The organism is Pseudoxanthomonas sp. CF125, assembly GCF_900104085.1.
GTDB lineage: Bacteria > Pseudomonadota > Gammaproteobacteria > Xanthomonadales > Xanthomonadaceae > Pseudoxanthomonas_A.
Window position 1 is genome coordinate 570600 of sequence record NZ_FNLD01000002.1, and the last position, 23617, is coordinate 594216.

Sequence of the window (23617 nt, forward strand, 5' to 3'; positions counted from 1 at the left end):
TTCAAAGCACGCGCCGCAACACGTGCTCGCCCTTGCCAAAATGATAACCAAGCTTTTCCCAGCATCGGATGACCGCGTTATTGGTCAGTTGGGTGATGAGGAACGAGTGTTCCGCACCGATATTGCGCAGATGTTCGTCCAGCTCGGAGATAATGCGCACATACCAGCCTTTATGCCGTGACGAGACCGCGCTGAGAACAGGCTGTGCGAGCCGCAGACCCCAGCCTTCCCAATGCTGGCGGTGGTACTTGGCGGTGCAGAACGCTTCGGGCTCGGGCACGTCCGGAACGATAGTGGCATCGGCGAACCCGTCGCAGATCGAAGCTTCAACCCATCGTTCCATCAGGCGATCAGCGTCTTCCGTGGTGATCTCCGGATCAGCATGGAAACGATCGAAATGATTCACCATCGTTCGTGCGCTGCGGGCCAGGCTGGGGACATCCTCTGGCATCGCCAGTCGAACGGCGTGACGTTCTCCTGGTCCAGCACTCAATGGGCGGTGGTAGTAACAGCGCGTTTCTATCAATTCAAAGCCGGTCTGATGCAATGTGCGCAGAGCTGGCAAGTCGGTCGAAGGCACGACCGAGAAAACGTAGTCGATGCCGTGCGTTGCCGCCTGCAGCAAGGTTGCCTGCAGCGCGGTGCGGCTGACCGAGACGTCGGCGCGCAAATCCTGCGCGTGCCCCGGCTGGACGACGGCATTGAGGCGGGCGATGCCACGGCCGAAGAACTGCGAGTCCCACGGCAGGCGCTCCATCAGCACCCAGCGCTCGTCGTTGCCAGCGCCGCAGGTGAAGCGCAAGTCATCGGACGAGGGCAAGGGACGCAGCAACTGATGCAGATGGACGTCGAGATCGTAATCCGCGTTAAGCCCGCGAATGAACGCATGAGGTCCGCTCATGCCAGTGCGCTTGAGGAGGCCGACGGCCTGGTCCGCGCTCAAGGTTTCCATCAGGAGCTGAGCGCTCATGCTCCGCGCACCTTTCGGCTGAGCTGGACGAACTCACTGTAGTCGCGAATGTACTCCTGGGCATCGTAGTACTCCGAAGCGAAAACCAGGAGCACCGCATCGGGCGAGTATTTGTACTGGATTCCCCAGGTCAAGGGCGGCAGATGCAGACCGATTTCGGGGCCGTCCAGCAGGAACTCCTGGCGCGTGAACCCGTCGTCGGCCACCACGCTGCAACTACCGTGCGCGGCGACCAGGAATTGATGGCAGGTACGGTGCGCATGTTCGCCGCGGATTTCCGCATTCGGAACGCCAAAAACCATGAAGTATCGTTTTGCTGCAAACGGCACCGACCGTTCGAACTCGCCAACGGTCAAATTTCCGCGCAAATCGATGACTTTGGCCAGCCGACTGATGGTGACACCCTTCACCTGGGTATCCAGCCGCCCGGGGTGGCTGGGCGGCGCGGGGCTCGGCTGCAATTCCGTTTCAGTGGCTGGGGTTGTGGTGTAGCCGACGATCTGTGCGGGGTTGCCGGAGACGATCGCGTAAGGCGGAACAGCGCGGGTGACCACCGCCCCTGCCTGGATTATCGCCTCGCGGCCGACCGTCACGGCGGCGGCAATGGTCGCCGCCGCCTGCACCTGCACGCCTTCTTCGATCCGAATGATCTCGCTGCACGAACCCGCGTCTAGAACTGCGCCGGCGCCAATGTACGAATCAGCGCCGAGCATCGTGCCGTCGCCCACTATCGCGCCAGCAAGCACGCGTACGCCCTGGCCCACCACCACGTCTCTGCCAATCAGCGCGCTCTCGGCTATATCGTTCGCTTTCGGCAATTCCATCATGCACCCACCTCATCCAAGGCAACCTGTCTCGTCCGCGGATACTTTTCGATAAGCATAGGGATGCTCAGCGGTCGCTGTTTAGTATTTTCGTAGGCGCGCCAGGCGTAGTTGCCCACAAGACCCAATCCGAAAGCGTTCAATCCGCCGAAGAAAAGCAGAGTCAGCATGGTGCCCGTATAACCTGGTACTGCTACAAGGCCCAACAACTTGGCTATCAGCACCAGCGCGCCCATCGCCATGGAAGTGAGCAATCCAGCGAGGCCGACGGCCAGCAGTATGCGAATGGGTGCATCGGTGAACGCGAAGACGCTATCCATCAGATAGGTCAGTTTCTTTCGGAACGTCCACGCGCTTTTTCCGTGTTGGCGTTCAGTGCGCGAATAAGGCACGAAAATGCGGCGACCCCCGATCCAGAACAGCAATCCAAGCAAACTCCCGTTGGCTTCGGTGAGGGTCAATAGCCGCTCCAGGAACTGACGAGTGACCGCGAACACATCGACGCCGCCCACCGGGACGTCCCGTTGCACGAACTTGCGATAGAACCACCAGAACAACGCAGCGGACATGCGCGTTGACAGGGGGTCCTGGCGGGCCTCGCGTACGCCGAACGCGATATCTCCTTCGCCCGCGCTTAGACGCTGAAAAAATTCGAGGACCAGCTCGGGCGGCTCCTGCAGGTCCGCGGCCATAACGGCGGCGAATTCGCCCTGGGCGTGCAACAGGCCTTCGCGAATTGCGGCGAAGGAACCGAAGTTGCGCGACAGCAGGATCAGCTTTGCATCCAGGCCGCTGGCGGGAAGTTCGTTGCGTAACCTCTCGTGGCTGTCGTCAGGACTGCCGTCAACGACGAAGATCACTTCCAGGCGACCGTCCAGCCCCGCATCCAGGCGAGCGACCGCACGGACTAGGTCATGAATGGACCCCGCGTTCCGGTAAACCGGGATGACCAACGAGAAGTGCGGTTTCAGAACTGGTTGCATGCGTCGATTACTCGCTGGACTTCCTCATCGGTGATCTCGGGGAAGCACGGCAACGTGATGACGGTCTCGCAGAGGGTTTCCGTCACCGGCAAAGTGGTCGCGAGAAATCGCTCGCCGAAGCAGGGTTGCCGATGGTCAGGAATTGGATAGTGGATCTCCGACTGGATGCCCGCTTGCTGCAGATGCGACTGCAAGGCAGCGCGCTCGGAGGTCCGCGCGACGTAAAGATGGCCGACATATTCCTGCCCGGCAGGAGCACTCAAAGCAATCCTTCCGTTGTGGATGTTGGCGGAATAGCGATTGGCGACGGCTCGACGACGCTCGTTCCAACCATCGAGTAAGGGCAACATGCATCGCAACATGCCGGCCTGAATTTCATCCAGACGACTGTTGCGACCGCCAGCCAGAGCATTCGTGTACTTCTGGGACCAGCCATATTGGCGCAACTGGCGCAGGCGATCGGCGAGCGCCGTATCCCGACAGACCACCGCACCACCGTCACCAAGCGCACCCAGGTTCTTCGTGGGGTAGAAACTAAATGTGCCTATGTCGCCGAAGGCTCCCGCCTTGCGGCCGTCCACTGAAGCGGCGCCATGGGCCTGCGCACAATCTTCCACTACCGGCACGCCGGCACGCCGACACTGTTCGACTAAGTCTTGGATATGAGCGAGTCGGCCATACAGGTGGGTCACAACGACCGCTTTCAGCGGCTGCGCAGCCAAGGCAGCGGCCAATGCGGCTGGGTCCATGGTGGCCTCATCGGCCAGTACATCAATGAAGACAGGCTCGCCGCCGCAAGCCGTTACCGCAGTGGTGCTGTACATGGCCGCATTGGCCACCACGGCGACGCGATCATGCTCGCGAATACCCAGCGCACGCAGTGACAACTCCAGAGCATCGGTGCCGTTAGCCATGCTCACGCAGTGTTCGACGCCGCAGTATCCGGCAAACTCGGCCTCGAACGCCTTCACGTTGGGACCCAGGACAAAGTACCCGCTGCGGATGACTTCGTTGGCCGCGTCAGTCAATTGGCCCTCGATGGCCTCGATATGGCGACGAAGGGAATTGACTGGAACTACTTCTATAGGCATTACATGTCCTTATTGAACTTTGCGCTGGGCTTTATTTGCCGGACATCAACACTGGGGGCCGGCTACGCGGAGTTCTGCGAGCACTCTCTTGCTGGAGGGTTCGATCACGCGAAACCGTGAGCCCGGTCGCGTCCAGGGGCCTGTCTTGGCTTCACCCTCGACGCCGCCCGCCGCGAACAACTTGAAATCGCTGCCGTCGCCGGCCCAAATCTCGATCGTTGTAATCGCAGGTATTGCCGATGCATCCCATTGTACGACGGCTTCCACAGCAGGATCGCACTGGGTCATGCGGGATGGGCTCACCGTCAGCTTTATCGCGTTATTGGTGGAAGCGACATTCCCCGCAGAATCTGCACTGGTGTCTTCCACAGGCACAGAAGCTTCGGTTGGGGCAGCGTGGCGCTCGCAGGCGCCCAAACAGAGCAATAGCAGGACTATCAGTCGTCGTTTCATCTAAAGTCTCCAGCGAGGATTCTTGGATTGCGGGCCCAGATCAAAGCGCGCTTTCCAACTCAGGCAGCAGCTTGAACAAGTCGCCCACCAGTCCGATATCCGCGATCTCGAAAATAGGCGCCTCGGCATCCTTGTTGATCGCCACGATGGTGCCGGCGTCTTTGATCCCGGTTAAATGCTGGATTGCACCACTGATGCCAATCGCGACATACAGCTCCGGAGCGATGATCTTGCCCGTCTGCCCCACCTGCATTTCGTTGGAGCAGTAACCAGCATCGACCGCGGCGCGCGAGGCGCCCACCGCAGCGCCCAGTTTGTCGGCAAACGCATAGATGATCTTGAAGTTCTCCTCCGAGCCCACGCCGCGCCCGCCGGAGACCACGCGCTTTGCGCTCTGCAGGTCGGGGCGATCGGATTTGCCGGCAGCCAGTCCGACGAAGCGGGTGTGTCCGGGCAGGGCAGCTTCGACCGAAACCGCTTCTACCGTTGCGCTTCCGCCCTTGGCCGCTTCCGGCCAGGAGGCAGTGCGCACAGTTGCGACCACAGGATGCTCGGTGGGCGCTTCGACGGTGATAATGGAGTTGCCGGCGTAGATCGGGCGCTTGAAGGTGTGGCTGCCTTCCACCGACATCACGTCCGAAACCTGGGCGGTGCCCAGCAGGGCGGCCACGCAAGGCATCAGGTCCTTGCCGAAGGTGGTGGAAGGGCCGAACACGTGCGTGTAGCCCGCCGCCAGCTTGACTATCTGGGGTGCCAGCACCTGAGCAAGGGCGTGTGCATTGGCCGGGTTGGCCACTGCCAGCACCTTGGCCACTCCAGCGATCTGCGCGGCTTCGGCGGCGACGGCGGCCGGATCGGCGGCGAGCACGGCAATGTCGATGGAATCGGGCTTCAGCGCCAGCGCGGCGCTGACCGTCTTGGCCGTGGCGGCGTTGAGTTTGCCGTCCAGGTGTTCGGCGATGACCAATACCTTGCTCATTACAGCAACCCCTTCTGCTTGAGTGCGGCGACCAGTTCGGCCGCGTCCTTGACCATCACGCCTTTGCCGCGCTTGGCGGGGGCGGCGTAGTGGGTGGTCTTGAGGGTGTCGCCGCTATCCACACCCAGATCGGCGAAAGGAATGCTTTCCAACGGCTTGCTCTTGGCCTTCATGATGTCCGGCAGCTTGATGAAGCGCGGCTCGTTGAGGCGCAGGTCGGTGGTCACCACGGCCGGCAGATCTACTTCCAAGGTTTCCAGGCCGGCGTCCACTTCGCGGGTCACGGTGGCCTTGCCGTCGGCGATCTCAAGCTTGCTGGCGAAAGTGGCCTGCGGGCGGCCCCACAGCGTGGCCAGCATCTGGCCGGTCTGGCTGGAATCGTCGTCGATGGCCTGCTTGCCCAGGATCACCAGGTCCGGTTGTTCCTTTTCCACCAGCTTGAGCAGGGTACGGGCAGCGGTCAGCGGCTGGATCGGCCCATCGACGACCACATGGATGGCGCGGTTGGCGCCCATGGCCAGGCCATTGCGCAGGTGCGCCTGGGCGTCGGCAGGGGCGATGGTGGCCACGATCACCTCGGTGGCGATGCCCTTGTCGCGCAGGCGCAGTGCTTCTTCCAGTGCGATTTCGTCGAAAGGGTTGGCCGAGAGCTTGACGCCTTCGGTGACCACGCCGGAACCATCCGGTTTGACCTGGACGCGGACGTTGTAGTCCACCACGCGCTTGTAGGCGACGAGAATCTTCATCCTGCGGGAATTCCTGAGGCTGGAGGGGGAGGCCCGGCATTGCGGCGGCTGGCCGAGAGCAGATCGGGGATTTTACCGGTCGGGGGCGGGCCGTGCGAGTGCGTACGGTTCAGTCATTCAAATGACGGGCCAGGTTGGCGACCAATCGCTCGACGCTGCCGGGCGCCTGGGCGAAGAAGAGCGATGGTTCGGTCAATTCCAGTTCCAGCAGTCGCGATTTGCCGGCGTCATCCCGGATGAGATCGATGCGGGCATAGGACAGCGGCTGTTCGAGCTGCAGCAGGCGTTCGGTTGCCATCAGGACCCTTTCGGCTAGCTGGCGCTCGGCCGGGTCCGCATCGCGTGGGGTTATCTCGCCAGCGGCGTGGGGTGTTGTAGTGGCGGGCTGGTCGGGGCGCAGCAGCGCTGCTTTGCCGATGGCATGGCTGAACTGCCCATCGAAGTAGATCAGGGCGGCCTCGCCGGCGCTGTCTACCGACCGCAGGTAGGGCTGCAGCATCACACTGCGTCCTTGCTCGAGCAGCCGGGCGATATGGTTGCCGGCAGCGAAATCCTGCGCCCGCGAGTAGCGCTGGGTATCGCGGGAGCCCGCGCTGACGGTGGGTTTGACCACGAACTCCTCTGCTTCTTCCCCTGTCAGGAAGGCCTGCAACGCCTCAAGAGGCTCCGCGTCCGGCTCCACGAATACGGTAGGCACGACCGGCACATCGGCGGCCTCCAGATCGGCAAGATAATGCTTGTCGGTATTCCAGCGAACGACGTTGAGCGGATTCAGCAGCCGGGTGGATTGCTGCACGCGATCGCACCAGCCCAGGAATTCCGCCAAGCGTTCGGTGTAGTCCCAGGGAGAACGCAGCAGGGCCGCATCGAAGCGACGCCAGCTGACCGTGGCATCGTCCCAGGCGACGACGCGCGCGTGCAGGCCGGCACGGGCACAGGCTTCAAGCATAGGGGCAAGGTCATCATCGTGACCGGTGGCGGCGACCGCGGTGACCAGGGCGAGTGTCTTCATGGCCCAAGTTTAAGGGCGACCGCGTTCGCTGGTGGGTATTGGCCGAAAGTACCTGTGTGCGTTGCGGGCAGCCGGTTAAAATGGCCGACAATTTCCCGAACGGATAAGGTCATGGTCGAAGCGGTCGCCTCCTCGCCTTCGCGTAGCGGAGCCAAGAGCAAGCTCTATCCCAGCGCCGACGCAGCCTTGAAGGGGGTCGTTTCCGACGATCAAATCGTGGCGGTGGGCGGATTCGGGCTTTGCGGCATTCCCGAGGCCTTGATCCTCGCTTTGCGCGATAGCGGCGTCAAAGGCCTGACCGCCATCTCCAACAACGCCGGCGTGGATGGCTTCGGGCTGGGCCAACTGCTCTCCACGCGCCAGATCCGCAAAATGATTTCCTCCTACGTCGGCGAGAACAAGGAGTTCGAGCGGCAATATCTTTCCGGCGAACTGGAGCTCGAGTTCAACCCGCAGGGCACGTTGGCCGAGCGCCTGCGGGCCGGCGGAGCGGGGATTCCGGCGTTCTTCACTCGCACCGGCTACGGCACCATCGTGGCCGAGGGCAAGGAAACCCGGGAGTTCGATGGTTTCCAATACGTGATGGAAACCGCTTTGAAAGCGGATGTGTCGCTGGTGAAGGCCTGGAAGGCCGACACCGCCGGCAACCTGGTCTACCGCAAGACCGCGCGCAACTTCAATCCGGCCGTGGCGACCGCGGGCAAGGTATGTGTCGCCGAAGCGGAGATCATCGTCGAAGTGGGCGAGCTGGACCCCGACCAGATCCATACGCCGGGCATCTACGTGGACCGCCTGGTGCATAACCCCCACCCTGAAAAGCGCATAGAAAACCGTACCGTGACCGGAGGAACCCGCTGATGGCCTGGACCCGCGACGAAATGGCCCAGCGCGCCGCCCTGGAACTGACCGATGGCGCCTATGTGAACCTGGGCATCGGCTTGCCGACCTTGGTGGCCAATTACATACCCGAAGGTATGGATGTCTGGCTGCAGTCCGAGAACGGGCTGTTGGGCATCGGGCCGTTCCCGACCGAAGACGAAATCGACGCCGACCTGATCAATGCAGGCAAGCAGACCGTAACCGCACGCAAGGGTGCCAGCTATTTCGGTAGCCACGACTCCTTCGCCATGATCCGCGGCGGCCATATCGACCTAGCCGTGCTGGGCGCCATGCAGGTCACCGACAAGGGCGATCTGGCCAATTGGATGGTTCCTGGCAAGATGGTCAAGGGCATGGGCGGTGCCATGGACCTGGTGGCCGGGGTCAAGCGCATCGTGGTGCTGATGGAGCATGTGGCTAAGGACGGCAGCCACAAGATTCTCCCCGAGTGCAACCTTCCCTTGACCGGGGTAGGGGTGGTGAACCGGATCATCACCGACCTGGCGGTATTCGACGTAACCCCCCAGGGACTGGTGCTTGTGGAATCGGCCGAAGGGGTGACCCGAAGCGACCTGGAAGCCAAAACCGGGGTCGGTTTCACCTGAAAGGAACAACAGCCCCCGCGTCGGCTTAACCTGTATAAGGCCCAAATATGCTGGGACAACCGCGACCGCTCTCACTATTGTTAAGTGGGGTCGCGGGTTATAGTTTGTTATCAGGGGCAATAAATTCAGTCGGGTTGAGGGTTCTCATGAAGTTTCGCGTAGGCGCTTGCGCTCTGTTGGTATGTCTGGCCGGCTGCTCTGCCGAAGCTCCCGATACTAAGTTCGGCGATCAGCGGGGCGCGGCCTCGACAAGTTCACGTACTGCTCAGCGGCTGCCCTCGGTTCAAGCCGGTCGCGATACCGGCCAATCAATCGCCAATGCGCCTGATCGCGGCGAATTGATCCAGTACAAGAACAAAGGCGCTGCGACTAAACGCGAAGGCGCCTATACCTGGTTTCCGGTCGCGATCAGTGAAGCACACGCCCTGAAAGCGGTTGTAGGCGGCATCATGACCATTCCGTCACCGGACGGCTCGCAGGTCAAGTTGCGCTATGAGCGGCACGTAGAGCATCCCGATGGCAACTGGACCTGGATCGGGCGTGTCATTGGCGGAGACCAGAAGCAGGAAGCCATTCTGACTTTCGGCGAAAAAGCCGTATTTGGTTCTATTCCCCAGAAGACGGGCTCCCCACTGAATCTACAAACACGTGGCAGCACGTTGTACGTAGTGCAGACCGATCAGTCCAAGGTTAAGAATCCAAACAGCCGCAGCGACATGATGGTACCTCCGGCTGCTGCCTTCCGCAGTCAGCTGCTGGCCGCGGCTTCCAAAGCGCAGGTCTCCCAATCCGCCGGGGAAACGAAAGCTGCAACCCCGGCCACCACTATCGACATTGCGCTCGGGTATAGCGCTGGTTTAAGAGCGGTGTACGGTAGCCAGTCGGCGACGGTGACCCGCTTGGTCAACCTAGTTGACGTGGGCAACGAGGCATTCAATAACAGCCTGATTACCGGTGCGCTGCGCATAGTCAATGCCGTGGAGGTTAACTATGCGGACAACACTACGAACAAAGTCGCCCTAGGTGAGTTGACCGGCACGACCGGCACCGCGCCAGTTACCATTCCCGCATCGCTTGCTCCGCTGCGAACTGCCCGCGACCAGTACGGCGCTGACCTTGCTATCTTGGTGCGTAAGTTCCAGACCCCGGAAAACCAAGGTTGCGGTATCGCGTGGTTGAATGGATCCGGCGGCGTGCCGATCGATCCGACCACCGACGATGATTTCGGATTTGCGGTAATCAGCGACGGCACTGACACCGGCACGGATAACAACACCTATTTCTGCGCTGTAGAGAGCTTAATACATGAGGTCGGCCACCTGATGGGTTCGGCCCATGATCGCGATAATTCGAAGATCAACCCGGACCTGCCGTCAGGCGGAACCAACTTGCTTTTCGGCCGCTATCCTTACTCGTTCGGTATGAAGACAACTGCGGCCAATGGTAACTTCTACACCATCATGGCGTATGGAGACGACAACCAAGACTTCTATCGCACATTCTCCAATCCGCTAGTTTTGAAGTGCGGACCCGCCGACAATCTGCCATGCGGCGTTACGGATCAGACCGACAATGCGCGTAGCTTGAATCAGACGATTCCGGTGGTAGCGCAATTCCGCGACAGGGTCGTGCCGTTGGGTGTGGTGGCCAATGACTTCAACGCCGATGGTCGTTCGGACATCTACTGGCGCAACATGTCCACCGGCGTCAACGACGAGTGGCACATGAATGGCTTGGCCATCGCCAGTTCCGGCACCGTATACGTGGAAGCCAACCAGGCTTGGAAAGTTGTCGGCACCGGCGACTTTAATGGCGATCACAAGGCCGACGTGCTGTGGCGGAATTTCACCAGCGGCCAACTTTTCATCCAGCACATGGATGGCCGCACAATCCTCGCCACCTCTGGCACGTCGAACACGGTGGCCGACAAGAACTGGCAAATAGCCGCTTTGGCCGACTTCGATGGCGATGGAATCACCGACATCCTGTGGCGCAACATCGTGCTGGGTACGCACGACATCTGGCTGATGAGCGGCCGCGTACCGCGTGCGCAGCAGTTCGTCTACCACGAGCCGAACCTAGCATGGAAGATCATCGGTGCAGGCGACTTCAATGGCGATGGCATGGCCGACATCCTGTGGCGCAACAGCTCCACCGGCGAGAACTACATCGTGTTCATGCGTGGCTTTGTCGTCCAGGCGACCTCCGGGTTTACCCGCCGGGAGTCCAACCAAGCGTGGAAGATTGTGGCGATCCGTGACTTCGATGGCGATGGCATCGCCGACGTCTACTGGCGCAATGACACCACGGGTGTCAACCACCTTTGGAAGATGAACGGAACGACGGTAGTGACTGACACGCAGGTTTATGTCGAGCCTAATCAGGCTTGGAAGATCGTCAGTTCCGGCGACTACAACGGTGATGGCTATGCCGACGTGCTGTGGCGCAATTCAACCAGCGGACAGAACTACATGCAGCTGATGCGCGGCGCGCAAATCCTTTCAGCCAGCGAAATTTATCGTGTGCCGGATACCAACTGGCAGATCATGGGGGGCGATCGCGTACCGGCCAACTGACCGTACGTCATCTGCAGAGCTTGTAAAAAGGGGTCGTTTTAGCGACCCCTTTTTTTGTTTCTGCGCTTTCTACAGATTCTGGTAATTCGGGCCCGAACCACCTTCCGGCGTCACCCAGGTGATGATCTCGTACGGGTCCTTGATATCGCAGGTCTTGCAGTGCACGCAGTTGGCGGCGTTGATCTGCAGGCGTTTTCCCGTTTCGTCCGCAACGATCTCGTAGACGTTGGCGGGGCAGAAGCGGGTGCAGGGATTGTCGTATTCCTCGGCGCAACGGGTGATGCAGATCGAGGTGTCGGCGACCTTCAGGTGCACGGGCTGATCTTCGTCGTGCTCGGTGGCGGCGTAGTAGACGGCCTGCAGCCGATCGCGCGGGGCGAGGGTGCGTTGCACGTAGTCGCGCTTGGACTGTTCGTGCTCGCCCAGTTTGTCCAGTGAGGACCAGTCGGGCTTCACCTTCAGCGTCCACGGCGACAGGCCGCCGGTGACGGTTTCCCAGCCCGCATTCAACATGCCGAACCACAAGCCTTTCTTGAAGCCGGGCTTGATGTTGCGCACCCGTTTCAGTTCCTTCATCGCATCGGAAGCACGCAGCTTCGCGTCGAAGCCGGCCGGATCCATCGATTGCGCCAGGTGCTCGGCGGCGAGCATGCCGCTGCGGATGGCCTGGTGGGTGCCCTTAATCTTGGGCACGTTGAGCAGGCCGGCGGTATCGCCGATCAGCAGCGCGCCGGGCATCTCCACTTTGGGCAGCGATTGCCAACCGCCGGTGACGATGGCGCGCGCGCCGGCCGACAGGATCGTGCCGCCTTCCAGCAGGGGCGCGATCAGGGGATGGTTCTTCCACTGCTGGAAAGCTTCCCAGGGTTTGTACCCGGGATCCTTGTAATCCAGGCCGCTCACGTAACCCAGTGCGATCTGATTGTTTTCCAGGTGATACAGGAAGCTGCCGCCATAGGTGCGGTTGTCGGCGGGCCAGCCCAGCGTGTGCACGATTTTTCCTGCGGATACCCGGCCTTCCGGTACCTGCCACAGTTCCTTGATGCCGATCGAATAGCCCTGCGGATCGCTGTCGTTGTCCAAGGCGAATCGTTTGACGAGGCGCTTGGTCAAATGCCCGCGCGCGCCTTCGGCTAGTACGGTGACCTTGGCATGGATGTCGATGCCTGCGGTGTAGCCGGGCTTGTGGGAACCGTCCCGTGCCACTCCCATGTCGCCGATGCGTACACCGATGACTTTCCCCTGGTCATCGTGCAGGGTTTCGGCGGCGGCGAAGCCGGGGTAGATCTCCACGCCCAGCGCCTCGGCCTGCGGCGCCAGCCACGCGCACATCGCGCCGAGACTGACGATGAAGTTGCCGTGGTTGTTCATGCCGGGCGGGACGAACGGGAACTTGCGTCCGCCGGTTTTGTTCAGGTGCCAGAATTCGTCTTCCTTGGCCGCCACGCAGATCGGCGGAGGCGCGTCGCGCCAACCGGGCAGGAGGGCATCCAGCGGACCGGGTTCGATCACCGCGCCGGACAGGATATGCGCGCCGATGGTGCTGGATTTCTCGATCACGCAGACGCTGATGTCCGGATTGATCTGCTTGAGCCTGATCGCGAAGGACAGACCCGCGGGGCCTGCGCCGACGGTGACGACGTCGTATTCCATCACATCGCGTTCTGCATCGGTCATCGGGGTTTCCATGGCTGGCTTGCGGCTGCGGCTATTTTCGGTGTTTGCGGAGGAAGGGGCAAATCCGCCAGCATGGCTCCATGTCCGTACTGCGTCCCCTTGCAACGAATGGTAGCGATCAGGCTCTGCCAGGCACGGAACTCTGGTTCGCGCCGGACTGGCTGGAGACCGGGCAGGCCGACGCGCTGTTTGCGGAGTTGCAGGATGCGATCGAATGGGAGACGCACCGCATACGCCTGTTCGGCCGTGAGGTGGACTCTCCCAGGCTGAGCAGCTGGATAGGTAATGAAGACGCGGCCTACACTTATTCGGGCACACGGTTCCAGCCGCGGCCCTGGCCCCCAGCGCTGACCGATATCCTTCGCCGGCTTGCGCAGGAGCTGGATTGCCGATTCAACAGCGTCCTGGCCAACCGCTATCGCGATGGACGCGATTACATGGGTTGGCACAGCGACAACGAACCTGCGTTGGGCCCGCATCCGGTCATCGCTTCCCTGAGCTTGGGTGCGACGCGGCGCTTCGTGCTGAAACACCGCCATGAGGCATCACGCAAACTGGAATTGCCATTGGCGCACGGCAGCCTACTGGTGATGCGCGGGGACACGCAGACCAATTACAAGCATTCGCTGCCGCGTACGGCCAAGCCGATGGGAGAACGCATCAACTTGACCTTTCGCCGAATACTGGCTTGAAACGATGAACGTCAGCGCTTGTCGCGGCTGGCGTCGCTTTTTCCGGTGGTCAGCACCCAGCCGACGACTTCGCTTCCCAGTTTCTCCAACGCCGTGTCGAAGGCGGTCGCCACCTGCGCCACTTCCACGCCGGCCGAAGGCTCCACCTGCAGAAACGTACGCGAGGCGACGATGCGTTGGTCGCTGGTGTGCAGAAGCTTGGCGGTGAGTTCGATGGTGGCCGAGGGGACTGTATTGCCCGCGTAATCGGCTTCGTAGCGGCGCAGATCCATGATCAGCCGGTAGTCGGCGCGGATGCCGCTGCCGGCGCGGGCGACGGCGGGGATCTTGCCCGAGTCCTCCAGCGCACGCAGCACCGTGGCTTCGATCAGGTCGGTGGAAGGCTGCGACCAGGTCACGCTCTTGTAGACCTGCAGCTCGCCGGGCACCGGACGCACCGCGATGCGCGGGCTGTCGACCACGCGCGCGGCGGTGGGCTTGGCCACCGCCAGCTGCCAGGTCACCGAAGGCCAGGAAGGATCGGGCGTCACCTTCACCTGCGGCGCGTAGATCGTCACCGGATCGCGTTGCTTGCCGTTTCCCAGCACCGAACAGCCGGTCAGCAGCATGAGCGGCATGGCGACGGAAAGAAGACGAAGAGAGGCCGGTCGCATCGATTTCATTTCGGTTCGAACTCCTTGGGTGCGTCGCGACCCAGCAGGTAGCGCGCGGGGTTGCCTTCAAGCCGGTCGCTGACTTGGCGCAGGTCGCGGATCAGGCTGCGCAATTCGGACAGGGTAGGACCCAGTTGCCCCAGCCCGTCGCTGGCGAAACTGTTGATGGCCGCGCGGTTCTCGCCGAGGATCGCGTCGGCGTTGCCGGCCGCCGAATCCAGTCGCGCCAACGTGCTTTCCAGCTTGTTGAGGATCGGCGGAAGCTGCTTCACCAGGTTCTGGTCCAGGCGCTGGATGGTGCCGTTGGTGGTGTCCAGGGTGCGGTCGAGGTTGGTGGCCGCATCGCGGGCGCTGGCGATCAACGCTTGCAGGCCTTCCTCGCGATTGGCCATGTCGCCGCTGATGGTTTCCAGGTTCTGCAAGGTGCTGGCGATGCGCGCCACGTTCTGGTCGCTCAGCACCTGGTCCAGTCGCTCGACGATGCGGTTGGCGGTGTCGGTGATGTTCTGCAACGCCGAGGGTGCGGTCTGGATGACCGGCGCTTCGCGCGTATCGACCGAAGTAAGCGCCGGGGCCTGCGGCGTGCCGCCGCTCAATTGGATGATGGAAGGACCGGTCAGGCTGGTGATGGCCAGTTTTGCGCGCGTGTCTGCCTTGACCGGCGTGGTCGCTTCCAGGCGGATCCTGGCGATCACCTGGCGCGGGTCGTTGGGCGCCAGCGACAGTTTGGTGATGGAGCCCACTGCGATGCCGTTGTACTGCACCGGACTACCCACGGACAGGCCGGTGACCGCTTCGCGGAACACCACCTGGTACTCCTGCCAGCTGCGCTCGGAGGAGTACTTCGCCGCCCACAGCCCGAACAGCAGCAACGCGGCCGCAATGATGATGGTGAAAGCGCCGATGAGGACGTAGTTGGCTTTGGTTTCCATGTTCAGGACGCCTCTTGCTGGGTTCGTTCTTGGTAGGCATCGCGGCCTTGGCGCGCGGCACGTGCGCGCGGGCCGTGGAAATATTCCTGTACCCAGGGATGGTCGAGCTTCTCCACCTCGGCGATCGGCGCATTGATCACCACTTTGCGGTCGGCCAGCACCGCCACCCGGTCGCAGATAGCGTACAGGGTGTCCAGGTCGTGGGTGATGAGGAAGACGGTAAGGCCCAGCGCCTGCTGCAGGGTCCGGATCAGCCGGTCGAAGGCGGCCGCACCGATCGGGTCCAGCCCGGCGGTGGGCTCGTCCAGGAAAAGCAGCGGCGGGTCCAGCGCCAGCGCGCGTGCCAGGCCGGCGCGCTTGCGCATGCCGCCGGAGAGTTGCGAGGGCAGCTTGTTCAGCGCATCGGCCGGCAACCCGGCCAGCTTCACCTTCAGCAGCGCCAGCTCGTAGCGCCAGCTGTCGGGCAATTCGCCGTGGTGTTCCTTCAGTGGTACTTGCACGTTTTCGCCCACGGTCAGCGACGAGAACAAGGCGCCGTCCTGGAACAGCACGCCGGTATTGCGTTCTATGTGCTGGCGGTCCTGTGGGCGGGTCGACCGCGCATCGGTGCCTAGCACTTCTATTTCGCCGGCATTGGGAATGCGCAGGCCCAGGATGGAGCGCATCAGCACCGATTTGCCCGTGCCCGAACCGCCGACCACGCCCAGGATTTCGCCGGGACGCACGTCCAGATCCAGATCCTCGTGCACGGTCTGCTCGCCGAATTTGTTGGTCAGTCCGCGCACGCGGATGACCGGCGTGGTGCTGTCTGTCGGCGGATTGGCGGTGTCGATTGGCACTGTCGGTGCATTTCCTTGGCTGAATAACGGGTGCAGCATTACGTTTTTACAGGTGAACCTTCGCGCGCGTAGCGCGCTCGGGCTCAACGACGCATGCGCCAGTGGCGCATAAGCGCGTCGTTTCGCTACCAATCCATGCTCATGAACCACAATGCAGCCAGTGCGTCGATGATGATCACCAGCGAAATGGTCTGCACCACGCTCGAGGTAGTGCGTTCGCCCACCGATTGCGCGGTGCCTTCCACCTGCAGGCCTTCCAGGCAGCCGATCAGGCCGATGATCAGGGCGAAGATCGGCGCCTTGGACATGCCGACCAGGAAGTGCCGTACTTCCAGGGTCTCGTGCATGCGCGTCAGGTACATCTGCGGCGGAATGCCCAGGTCGAAGGCGCCCACAGTGATGCCGCCGGCCAGGCCGGCCATCATCGAAATGAAGGTGAGCAGCGGTAGGGTGATCAGCAGGGCCAACAGGCGCGGGATCACCAGCAGGTCGATCGGATCCAGGCCGAGCGTGCGGATCGCGTCGATTTCTTCGCGGCTTTGCATGGCGCCGATCTGCGCGGTGAAGGCGCTGGCGGTACGCCCGGCCAGCACGATGGCGGTAAGCAGGACCGCGAACTCGCGAAGGAAGGCGATGCTGACCAGTTCCACCACGTAGATCTCCGCACCGAAGTCGCGCAGGATCGTCGAACCCAGGAAGGCGATGACCGCGCCGACCAGGTAGGAAAGCAGGATCACCAGCGGCACCGCATCCAGGCCCACCTGCTCCATGTGGAAGACGGTAGCGGTGACACGCAGGCGCTTGGGTTCCTTCAAAGTGCGCAGCATCTTCACCAGGTTCTCGCCGGTGAAACTGACCAGGGAGACTATTTCCTTGCCGTTGTCCTGCACCTGGTAACCCAGGCGCGCCAGCGCAGCCACGAAGCCGTAGTCGCGCTTTTTCTTCGGCCGGTCGTCGGCGACGTCTTCGATGGTGGAAACCAGCGCTTGATGCTCTTCGCGGAACTGCAGGTCGTCCAATGCGATGTCGTTGCGCGCGGCGTGACGCAGCAGTTGCAATACGCCGGCCGAGTCGATGCGCGAAATGCCGGTAGCATCGATGGCCTTGGCGCCGGCCGGGATCTCGCGCAGGCGTTCGGCGACCTGCAGCGCGGTCGCGATGGTCCATTGCCCCGCCAACCGTACCCGCGAGGGATCGGCGTCATCGGTTTCGAAGCGGGGGCGGGCGTCGGTCTGGGTCATAGCGCTCGTATCGGTGAGCATACAGTCTACCCATGCCGGGAGAAGCGAGGAGCCGGCCTGCTGAATCGTGGCATAGCCGGCAAGAGCCGGGCATCATCCATCTGCACCATTCCCAGGCCCTAGACTAGCCGCATGCCGCAAACCGCAACGAACTCCGCCACAAGCACTGCTACTTATGCCCAGCGCATCGCTTTCGTATGCGAAACGGCAGCCCGCCTGCATACCTATGGCACTACGGCGCAGCGCCTGGAAGGGGCGGTAGTCGCGTTGTCGACCCGGCTGGGACTGGACTGCGAGCCCTGGTCGAATCCGACCGGCCTGATCCTCAGTTTCAGCGATCCGTCCCGACCGCTGGGAGCCAGCGATACCACCCGGGTGATCCGCCTGGCGCCGGGCGAAAACGACCTTTACAAGCTCAGCGAATCCGACCGCATTGCCGAAGCCGTGGCCGGTGGGGCGATGAGCATCGCGCAGGGCCACACCGCGCTGCGTGCGCTGGACCGCAAGCCCAGTCCGCGTTGGCGTGCGACGCAGCTGCTGGCGTTCGCGTTGGCCTCCGGCGCAGTGGCTGGGCTGTGGCGGTTGCCGTGGCTGGATATCGCCACGGCCACGTTCATCGGTTTGTTGATCGGCGTACAGGCCCTTTTGAACGAGCGGCGTCCGCGGTTGAAGGAGGCCAGCGACGCGGTATCGGCATTGATGGCCGGCATGGTGGCGGTGCTGGTTTCCAATTTCATCCAGCCGCTCAATCTGAACAGCGTGATCATCGCCTCGCTGGTGGTGCTGTTGCCCGGCATGACGTTGACCAATGCGGTCAACGAACTGACCAGCCAGCACCTGGTCTCGGGTACGGCGCGTTTCGCCGGCGCCATCGCCACCATTCTCAAGCTGACGGTGGGTACGCTGATCGCACTGACCCTGGCGCAGCTGCTGGGCCTGTATCCGGAAGTGCGCGCATTGCGTCCGCAGCCGGAATGGGTGGAATGGACATCGCTGGTGCTGGCGGCCTATGCCTTCGCCGTGTTGTTCAAGGCGCATCGCCGCGACTATGGCTGGGTGATGGCGGCGGCGATCTGCGGTTATCTGATTTCGCGCTATGCGGGGCAGGCCTGGGGAACTGAGGTCGGGATATTCCTGTCGGCGCTGGTGCTGACGGCGGCGGGCAATGTGTTCGCGCGCTGGGCCAACAAGCCCGGCGCGATCATCCGGGTGCCGGGCATCATCATGCTGGTGCCGGGCAGCAACAGTCTGCGGGGTGTGTTGAGTCTGGTGCAGCAGCAGGATCTGGCGGTGGGCAATTCGGCGCTGTTGACGGTGATCAATATCGTGATGGCGCTGATTGCAGGGCTGTTGTTCGGGAATCTGTTGGTGCCGGCGCGGAAGAATCTCTGAAGTTTTCTGCCTCGATGAAGGTGGGTGTCCACGGACAAGTGAATCGTCATCCCAGCGCAAGCTGGGATCCATCTTGATCTTGATCTGGCTTTTACTTTTTCTTCGAAGCAGAAGCGTTGACCAGCCGTTCGGCTGTTGAAAGCCGCGCTTTGCGCGAGTCACTTTTCTTTGAACGGCAAAGAAAAGTAACCAAAAGAAAGCCGCCCTACGGCGCGCCCAACGATGAAGCCGTTGGGTTCGCATGCGAATCGGGAATTTCCGTAAGGCGCATCCTGCGCCTACGGAAACGGCGCACATCCCTGTGCGCCGCCCTTCGGGTTTACCCAATTCGCATGCCGCGCCTCACGGGATGGTGAATCGGCGGCAACAGCAAAGCCAAGCCAAGCAATATGCACTCAGCGGCACTACTTCGCCTCGGCTCCTAAATCGGTCAGTAGTCGGCTCTTGAGCTTTTGATCTTCGTCCCGTGAGTCGCGGCAAGCCGGTCGGGTTAAACCCCGCAGGGGCAGCGCACATGGATGTGCGCTGTTTCCGGAGGCGCAGGATGCGCCTTACGGAAATTCCCGACCGGCTTGCGCACCCGGCGGCTTTATCGCCGGGCGCGACGCTAGGGTGTGTTTCTTTGGTTACTTTTCTTTGCACAAGCAAAGAAAGTAACTCGCGCAAAGCGCGGCTTTCAACAGCCGAACGGCTGGTCAACGCTTTGCTTGGAACGGAAAGATTGTGCCAAGAGCACCCCCATCCGCCTTCGGCACCTTCCCCCGCAAGTGGGGGAAGGGTAGTGCTGAAACTCTGCGGCTGATTTTAGCCGGTCAGCTTCTTCAGCAGTTCTTCGCGGCCCAGGTTCTCCGCTTCGCTAGCGCGCCGCGCGCGGTACTCGAAGGTGCCGGCGGTCAGGCCGCGTTCGGAGATCACCACGCGGTGCGGGATGCCTATCAGCTCGATGTCCGCGAACATCTGGCCCGGGCGCAGGCCGCGGTCGTCTATCACCGCCTCGACGCCCGCGGCCTGAAGATCGTCGAACAGCTTCTGCGCGGCATCGCTTACCGCCGCATCGCCCTTCGGATTGATGGTGCAGATGGCGACCGCCCAAGGCGCCATCGGCTCGGGCCAGATGATGCCGGCCTCGTCGTGGTTCTGTTCGATCGCCGCAGCGACGATGCGCGACACGCCGATGCCGTAGGTGCCCATGAGCATGGTGGCGGCCTTGCCCGATTCGTCCAGCACCGTGGCCTTGAGCGCTTCGGTGTACTTGCGGCCCAGCTGGAACACATGGCCCACTTCGATGCCGCGTGCGATCTGCAGCTCGCCGCCGTCTTGCGCGCGGTCGCCGTGGACCACGTTGCGGATGTCGGCGACGGCGTGCGGTTCGGGCAGGTCGCGGCCCCAGTTGACGCCGGCGATGTGGAAACCGGCTTCGTTAGCGCCGACGACGAAGTCGGCCATCGCCGCCACTTCGCGATCGGCGATCACGCGGATCTCTTTCGCTGGCTGCAGCGGACCCAGGAAGCCGGGCTCGCTGCCCAGGTATTCCTTGATCTCCGCTTCGGTGGCCATGCGGTAGTCGGCCAGGCCAGGCACCTTGGCCAGCTTGATTTCGTTGACCGCGTGGTCGCCGCGCACCAGTGCCAGCACGAAGCCTGCCTCGGTCATCACCGCAACCGATTTGACCGTGCGCTGCAGGGGAATGCCCAGCAGCGCAGCAACTTCTTCGCAGGTCTTCTGCGTGGGCGTATCCACCTTGCGCAACTCTTCGCTCGCCGACGCACGCGGTGCCGGTTCGGCAGCCTGCGCGGCTTCCACGTTAGCGGCGTAATCCGAGCCGGTGGAGAAGGCGATGGCGTCTTCGCCCGAATCGGCCAGCACGTGGAATTCCTGCGATGCATCGCCGCCGATGGCGCCGGAGTCGGCCTGCACCGCGCGGAACTTCAGGCCCAGGCGGGTGAACACGCGGCTGTAGGCAGCGTGCATGTTGTTGTATTCGCGGACCAGATCGGCTTCGGTCAGATGGAACGAGTAGCCGTCCTTCATCAGGAATTCGCGCGCGCGCATCACTCCGAAGCGCGGGCGGATCTCGTCGCGGAACTTGGTCTGGATCTGGTAGAAGTTCACCGGCAACTGCTTGTAACTGGCCAGTTCGTTGCGGGCGAAATCGGTGATCACTTCTTCGGCGGTGGGCGCGAAACAGTACTCGGCGTCCTTGCGGTCGCGGATCTTCAGCAATTGGCCGCCGAATTTCTCCCAGCGTCCGGTTTCCTCCCACAGCTCCCTCGGCTGGACCGTGGGCATCAGCATCTCGATGGCGCCGGCGCGGTTCATTTCCTCGCGCACCACGTTTTCCACTTTGCGCAGCACCCGTAGTCCCAATGGCGACCAGGTATAGAGTCCGGAGGCCAGCTTGCGGATCATGCCGGCACGCAGCATCAGCTGGTGGCTGACCACTTCGGCGTCGGCGGGGGTTTCCTTGGTGGTGCGGAGATGGAATTGCGACAGGCGCATCGGGGAAGGTTCTTCACAGCATGGGGAAGCGGACATTTTGCCAGCTGCGGCCGGACATTGCGGGATTGCGCTCAGTCCGCGCTGTCGCCCTTGACCTTGATGGCACGGTCGGGCTCGCGGTCGATGCGTTGGAAAGGCCGGTCCGGCGGAGGTTTGTCGGTGATCTGGAGGACGCCGGCGTCGTCGCGCCAACGGTAGAGCGAGGGCCTGGCGTCGCGGGCCTGGGCGGCGGCGGCCTGCTCGGCGCGTCGCTGCCGCGCCTCGGTTTTTCCAGGCGCTTCGCGCGATAGCCACCAGGCCACGCCGATGCCCAGCAACAGGCCTGCGCAGATGGCCCAGGCCAGGCGCATGGGTCAGGCGGCGGGGGTGCAGTAGGCCTTGACTGCTGCTTCGGCCAGGTTGCGCTGGCTGCCGCGGTCGTCTTCGGTCAGCGCCTTGTCGGGCTTGCCGTCCCCATCGGTGTCCTGTTGCACCGCGGCTTTGCCACTCAGCACCTGCAGATTGCGCTTGGCGGTAGTGCACATGGGGTTCTCGACGGACTTGCCTGCCACGGTGGCGGTGGGGGCCGGCTCGCCACGATTGTCGATCTGGCGGTCTTGCGCCTTGCCTTCCGGGGGTGGGCTGTCGGAATAGTGGGTCACGCCCTTAGCGTCCTTCCACTGATAGATCTTGCCGGCCAGGGCCGTTGTGCAGACCCCGGCCAGGACGAGCAGGGCAAAGGTGCGGATCAGGACCGTACTTGTGGACAGAGCGCGCATGGCGGTCTCCAGGGGAGTCAGGGGATAAGGGGAAGGATGCGATTGCAGCACCGCCGGGCCGGGCTGGCAAGCCGCCGGCTTGGGCTAAACTGCGACGCATGGACGAAAACAAGCAAGTCCCGCGTTCGCGGACGATCTATCTGCTGCCCAACCTGTTCACCACGGCGGGCCTGTTCGCCGGCTTCTACGCCATCATCGCGGCGGCCAACGGCCAGTTCGTGCAGGCTTCGGTGGCGGTGTTCATCGCGGCGGTGATGGACGGCATCGATGGCCGGGTGGCGCGCCTGACCGGCACCAGCAGCGAATTCGGCGTGCAGTACGACTCGCTGGCCGATCTGGTGAGCTTCGGCATGGCCCCGGCGCTGGTGATGTACCACTGGGCGCTTTCGGCGCTGAAATTCGACGGCAGCGTGATGGGCCGGGTGGGCTGGGCGGTCGCCTTCCTCTACGCGGCCTGCGCCGCGCTGCGTCTGGCCCGTTTCAACACGCAGGTGGGCACGGTGGACAAGCGCTGGTTCATCGGCCTGGCCAGTCCGGCCGCGGCGGGGCTGATGATGTCCTTCGTCTGGGCCTTCGCCGATGGCGATCTGGGCTGGAGCGGCGAGGAACTGCGCTATGTGGCGCTGGGGGTGACCATAGTCTCGGCGCTGCTCATGGTCAGCCGCATCCGTTTCTGGAGCTTCAAAGGCACCGGGGAAGGTGGGGCCAAGGCCGACCGTATTCCTTTCTACGCGCTGTTCCTGGTGCCGGTGGTGATCGCGGTATTGGCGATGGACCTGCCGCGCGCGCTGCTGGCCATCGGCGTGGTCTACGCGTTCTCGGGGCCGGGATTCTGGCTGTGGAGACGTTGGCGCAAGTTGCCGGAGACCACGCCGTGAGCGAGCTGTGGTCGTCGCAACAGCATGAGTGGCTGGCTGCGCTGGGCCACACGCTGTATGTGCAGGGTGCGGCGGAGGCACCGGTTGCGGTCGCGGTCGAAGCCGCCCAGCCGCAGCGCGAAACCGCCCAGCCCGTCGTCCCGGCGCGCCGCAGGCTCGAAGCCGAAACGATGGCGGCCCCCGCGCGTGCCGTACCTGCGCCCGGGCGCGCTGCTTCGCGCCTGCCGGACAAACTGCATTTCGCGCTGATCCGCGCTTCGGGCTGCAACCCCAACGCTGAGGATGCGGCCGCGATCATCGCCGGCTGGCCGCCTTCCTCCGAACTGCGCGGCAATCCCGCGGCCAAGCGCGCCCTGTGGCCTCAGTTGCGCGCCTTGCGCAGGCAGCGTTCGCCGTGAGCGCGGTGGCGGTCGATGCCGGGCATGCCGATGCGGGCTTGCGCGCGATGCGCGAGTCGGACCTGGATGCGATCCTGGCGATCGAACAGCGCGCTTATCCGTTCCCGTGGACGCGCGGCATCTTCCGCGATTGTCTGGCCGCCGGTTATCCCGCCTGGGTGCTGCAGGAACGCGGTCTGCCCATCGGCTACGCGGTCATCAGCGTGGCGGCGGACGAAGCGCATATCCTGAACATCTGCGTCGCACCGGAACGCCAGGGCCGCGGTCACGGCCGTCAGTTGTTGCGGTCGCTGGTCAAGCTGGCGATGGACCTGGGCGCCGCCCGCATCTTCCTGGAAGTGCGCCCCTCCAATCCCAACGCCATCGCGCTGTACCACGACGAAGGCTTCAACGAGATCGGTCGGCGCCCGCGTTATTACCCTGCGCGCGATGGACGCGAAGATGCGCTGGTGATGGCGATGGAGCTGGTGGGCGAAGATATCGACCGGATGCCCGCGCTGTAGGAACTATTGTGGGAGCGGCGTCCCGCCGCGAGCTCTT

General features: G+C 62.9%; 24 protein-coding genes. 8 read left to right on the plus strand and 16 right to left on the minus strand.

Features of this window, described 5'->3' with window-relative positions:
• Position 1: 1 nt before the first annotated feature.
• The 8 genes from BLR66_RS12095 to BLR66_RS12125 all read right to left on the minus strand — a co-directional run bounded on the left by BLR66_RS12095 (position 2) and on the right by BLR66_RS12125 (position 7058).
• Positions 2–970: a hypothetical protein gene (locus BLR66_RS12095; protein ID WP_143014636.1), complete on the minus strand. Its 969-nt coding sequence runs from the start codon at positions 968–970 to the stop codon at positions 2–4.
• Positions 967–1797, minus strand: coding sequence for a WxcM-like domain-containing protein (locus BLR66_RS12100; protein ID WP_218119636.1), 831 nt, complete (start codon positions 1795–1797; stop codon positions 967–969). The genes BLR66_RS12095 and BLR66_RS12100 overlap by 4 nt, the downstream gene beginning before the upstream one ends.
• On the minus strand, positions 1794–2777 hold the full coding sequence (locus BLR66_RS12105) for a glycosyltransferase family 2 protein (RefSeq protein WP_093286615.1): 984 nt from the start codon (positions 2775–2777) through the stop codon (positions 1794–1796). Before BLR66_RS12105 ends, BLR66_RS12100 begins: the two co-directional genes overlap by 4 nt.
• Positions 2762–3868: a DegT/DnrJ/EryC1/StrS family aminotransferase gene (locus tag BLR66_RS12110; RefSeq protein ID WP_093286619.1), complete on the minus strand. Its 1107-nt coding sequence runs from the start codon at positions 3866–3868 to the stop codon at positions 2762–2764. Before BLR66_RS12110 ends, BLR66_RS12105 begins: the two co-directional genes overlap by 16 nt.
• A 45-nt stretch (positions 3869–3913) precedes the next feature.
• A complete protein-coding gene (locus BLR66_RS18960; RefSeq protein ID WP_143014637.1) occupies positions 3914–4321 on the minus strand; it encodes a hypothetical protein in 408 nt (135 codons plus the stop codon).
• 40 nt (positions 4322–4361) lie between these two features.
• Complete coding sequence (locus BLR66_RS12115) at positions 4362–5300, minus strand: electron transfer flavoprotein subunit alpha/FixB family protein (RefSeq protein ID WP_093286623.1); 939 nt, start codon at positions 5298–5300, stop codon at positions 4362–4364.
• Complete coding sequence (locus BLR66_RS12120; protein ID WP_093286627.1) at positions 5300–6046, minus strand: electron transfer flavoprotein subunit beta/FixA family protein; 747 nt, start codon at positions 6044–6046, stop codon at positions 5300–5302. The genes BLR66_RS12115 and BLR66_RS12120 overlap by 1 nt, the downstream gene beginning before the upstream one ends.
• A gap of 109 nt (positions 6047–6155) precedes the next feature.
• On the minus strand, positions 6156–7058 hold the full coding sequence (locus BLR66_RS12125) for an ATP-grasp domain-containing protein (RefSeq protein WP_093286632.1): 903 nt from the start codon (positions 7056–7058) through the stop codon (positions 6156–6158).
• Positions 7059–7169: 111 nt separating this feature from the next.
• Here BLR66_RS12125 and BLR66_RS12130 point away from each other — a divergent pair, with 111 nt between their 5' ends.
• From BLR66_RS12130 to BLR66_RS12140, 3 genes are all read left to right on the plus strand, one after another.
• Positions 7170–7916, plus strand: a complete 747-nt coding sequence (locus BLR66_RS12130) for a CoA transferase subunit A (protein WP_093286637.1) — start codon at positions 7170–7172, stop codon at positions 7914–7916.
• On the plus strand, positions 7916–8542 hold the full coding sequence (locus tag BLR66_RS12135) for a CoA transferase subunit B (RefSeq protein ID WP_093286641.1): 627 nt from the start codon (positions 7916–7918) through the stop codon (positions 8540–8542). The genes BLR66_RS12130 and BLR66_RS12135 overlap by 1 nt, the downstream gene beginning before the upstream one ends.
• 146 nt (positions 8543–8688) lie before the next feature.
• A complete protein-coding gene (locus tag BLR66_RS12140; protein WP_176943862.1) occupies positions 8689–11118 on the plus strand; it encodes an FG-GAP-like repeat-containing protein in 2430 nt (809 codons plus the stop codon).
• A 69-nt stretch (positions 11119–11187) separates the two neighbouring features.
• Here the strand turns inward: BLR66_RS12140 and BLR66_RS12145 are convergent, their stop codons facing one another.
• A complete protein-coding gene (locus BLR66_RS12145) occupies positions 11188–12795 on the minus strand; it encodes an electron transfer flavoprotein-ubiquinone oxidoreductase (protein WP_255402509.1) in 1608 nt (535 codons plus the stop codon).
• Positions 12796–12875: 80 nt separating this feature from the next.
• Between BLR66_RS12145 and BLR66_RS12150 the strand changes: the two genes are divergently transcribed.
• On the plus strand, positions 12876–13487 hold the full coding sequence (locus BLR66_RS12150) for an alpha-ketoglutarate-dependent dioxygenase AlkB family protein (protein WP_093286655.1): 612 nt from the start codon (positions 12876–12878) through the stop codon (positions 13485–13487).
• Between the two features lie 11 nt (positions 13488–13498).
• Here the strand turns inward: BLR66_RS12150 and BLR66_RS12155 are convergent, their stop codons facing one another.
• The 4 genes from BLR66_RS12155 to BLR66_RS12170 form a co-directional block, all read right to left on the minus strand.
• Entirely contained in the window at positions 13499–14149 is a 651-nt protein-coding gene (locus tag BLR66_RS12155) for an ABC-type transport auxiliary lipoprotein family protein (protein ID WP_176943863.1), read from the minus strand.
• Positions 14146–15072 (minus strand): MlaD family protein, encoded by a 927-nt coding sequence (locus BLR66_RS12160; protein WP_093286659.1) that lies wholly within the window; start codon positions 15070–15072, stop codon positions 14146–14148. Before BLR66_RS12160 ends, BLR66_RS12155 begins: the two co-directional genes overlap by 4 nt.
• 2 nt (positions 15073–15074) lie before the next feature.
• On the minus strand, positions 15075–15911 hold the full coding sequence (locus BLR66_RS12165) for an ABC transporter ATP-binding protein (RefSeq protein WP_255402511.1): 837 nt from the start codon (positions 15909–15911) through the stop codon (positions 15075–15077).
• A 125-nt stretch (positions 15912–16036) separates the two neighbouring features.
• A complete protein-coding gene (locus tag BLR66_RS12170; protein WP_093286668.1) occupies positions 16037–17152 on the minus strand; it encodes an ABC transporter permease in 1116 nt (371 codons plus the stop codon).
• 132 nt (positions 17153–17284) lie between these two features.
• On the opposite strand from BLR66_RS12170, the gene BLR66_RS12175 reads away from it, so the two are divergent.
• Positions 17285–18544, plus strand: a complete 1260-nt coding sequence (locus tag BLR66_RS12175) for a threonine/serine exporter family protein (protein WP_093286673.1) — start codon at positions 17285–17287, stop codon at positions 18542–18544.
• Positions 18545–19348: 804 nt separating this feature from the next.
• On the opposite strand, the gene BLR66_RS12180 is transcribed toward BLR66_RS12175, so the two are convergent.
• From BLR66_RS12180 to BLR66_RS12190, 3 genes are all read right to left on the minus strand, one after another.
• Positions 19349–21043 (minus strand): proline--tRNA ligase, encoded by a 1695-nt coding sequence (locus BLR66_RS12180; protein ID WP_093286678.1) that lies wholly within the window; start codon positions 21041–21043, stop codon positions 19349–19351.
• Positions 21044–21114: 71 nt separating this feature from the next.
• Entirely contained in the window at positions 21115–21393 is a 279-nt protein-coding gene (locus BLR66_RS12185; protein WP_093286683.1) for a DUF4124 domain-containing protein, read from the minus strand.
• A gap of 3 nt (positions 21394–21396) precedes the next feature.
• A complete protein-coding gene (locus BLR66_RS12190; RefSeq protein ID WP_093286688.1) occupies positions 21397–21801 on the minus strand; it encodes a DUF4124 domain-containing protein in 405 nt (134 codons plus the stop codon).
• Positions 21802–21899: 98 nt separating this feature from the next.
• Between BLR66_RS12190 and pssA the strand changes: the two genes are divergently transcribed.
• The 3 genes from pssA to rimI are packed head-to-tail and all read left to right on the plus strand — an operon-like array spanning position 21900 to position 23580.
• Entirely contained in the window at positions 21900–22679 is a 780-nt protein-coding gene (gene pssA, locus BLR66_RS12195; RefSeq protein WP_093286693.1) for a CDP-diacylglycerol--serine O-phosphatidyltransferase, read from the plus strand.
• Entirely contained in the window at positions 22676–23077 is a 402-nt protein-coding gene (locus BLR66_RS12200) for a hypothetical protein (RefSeq protein ID WP_093286696.1), read from the plus strand. The genes pssA and BLR66_RS12200 overlap by 4 nt, the downstream gene beginning before the upstream one ends.
• Positions 23078–23124: 47 nt before the next feature.
• Complete coding sequence (gene rimI, locus BLR66_RS12205) at positions 23125–23580, plus strand: ribosomal protein S18-alanine N-acetyltransferase (protein ID WP_093287847.1); 456 nt, start codon at positions 23125–23127, stop codon at positions 23578–23580.
• The last annotated feature ends 37 nt before the right edge of the window (positions 23581–23617 follow it).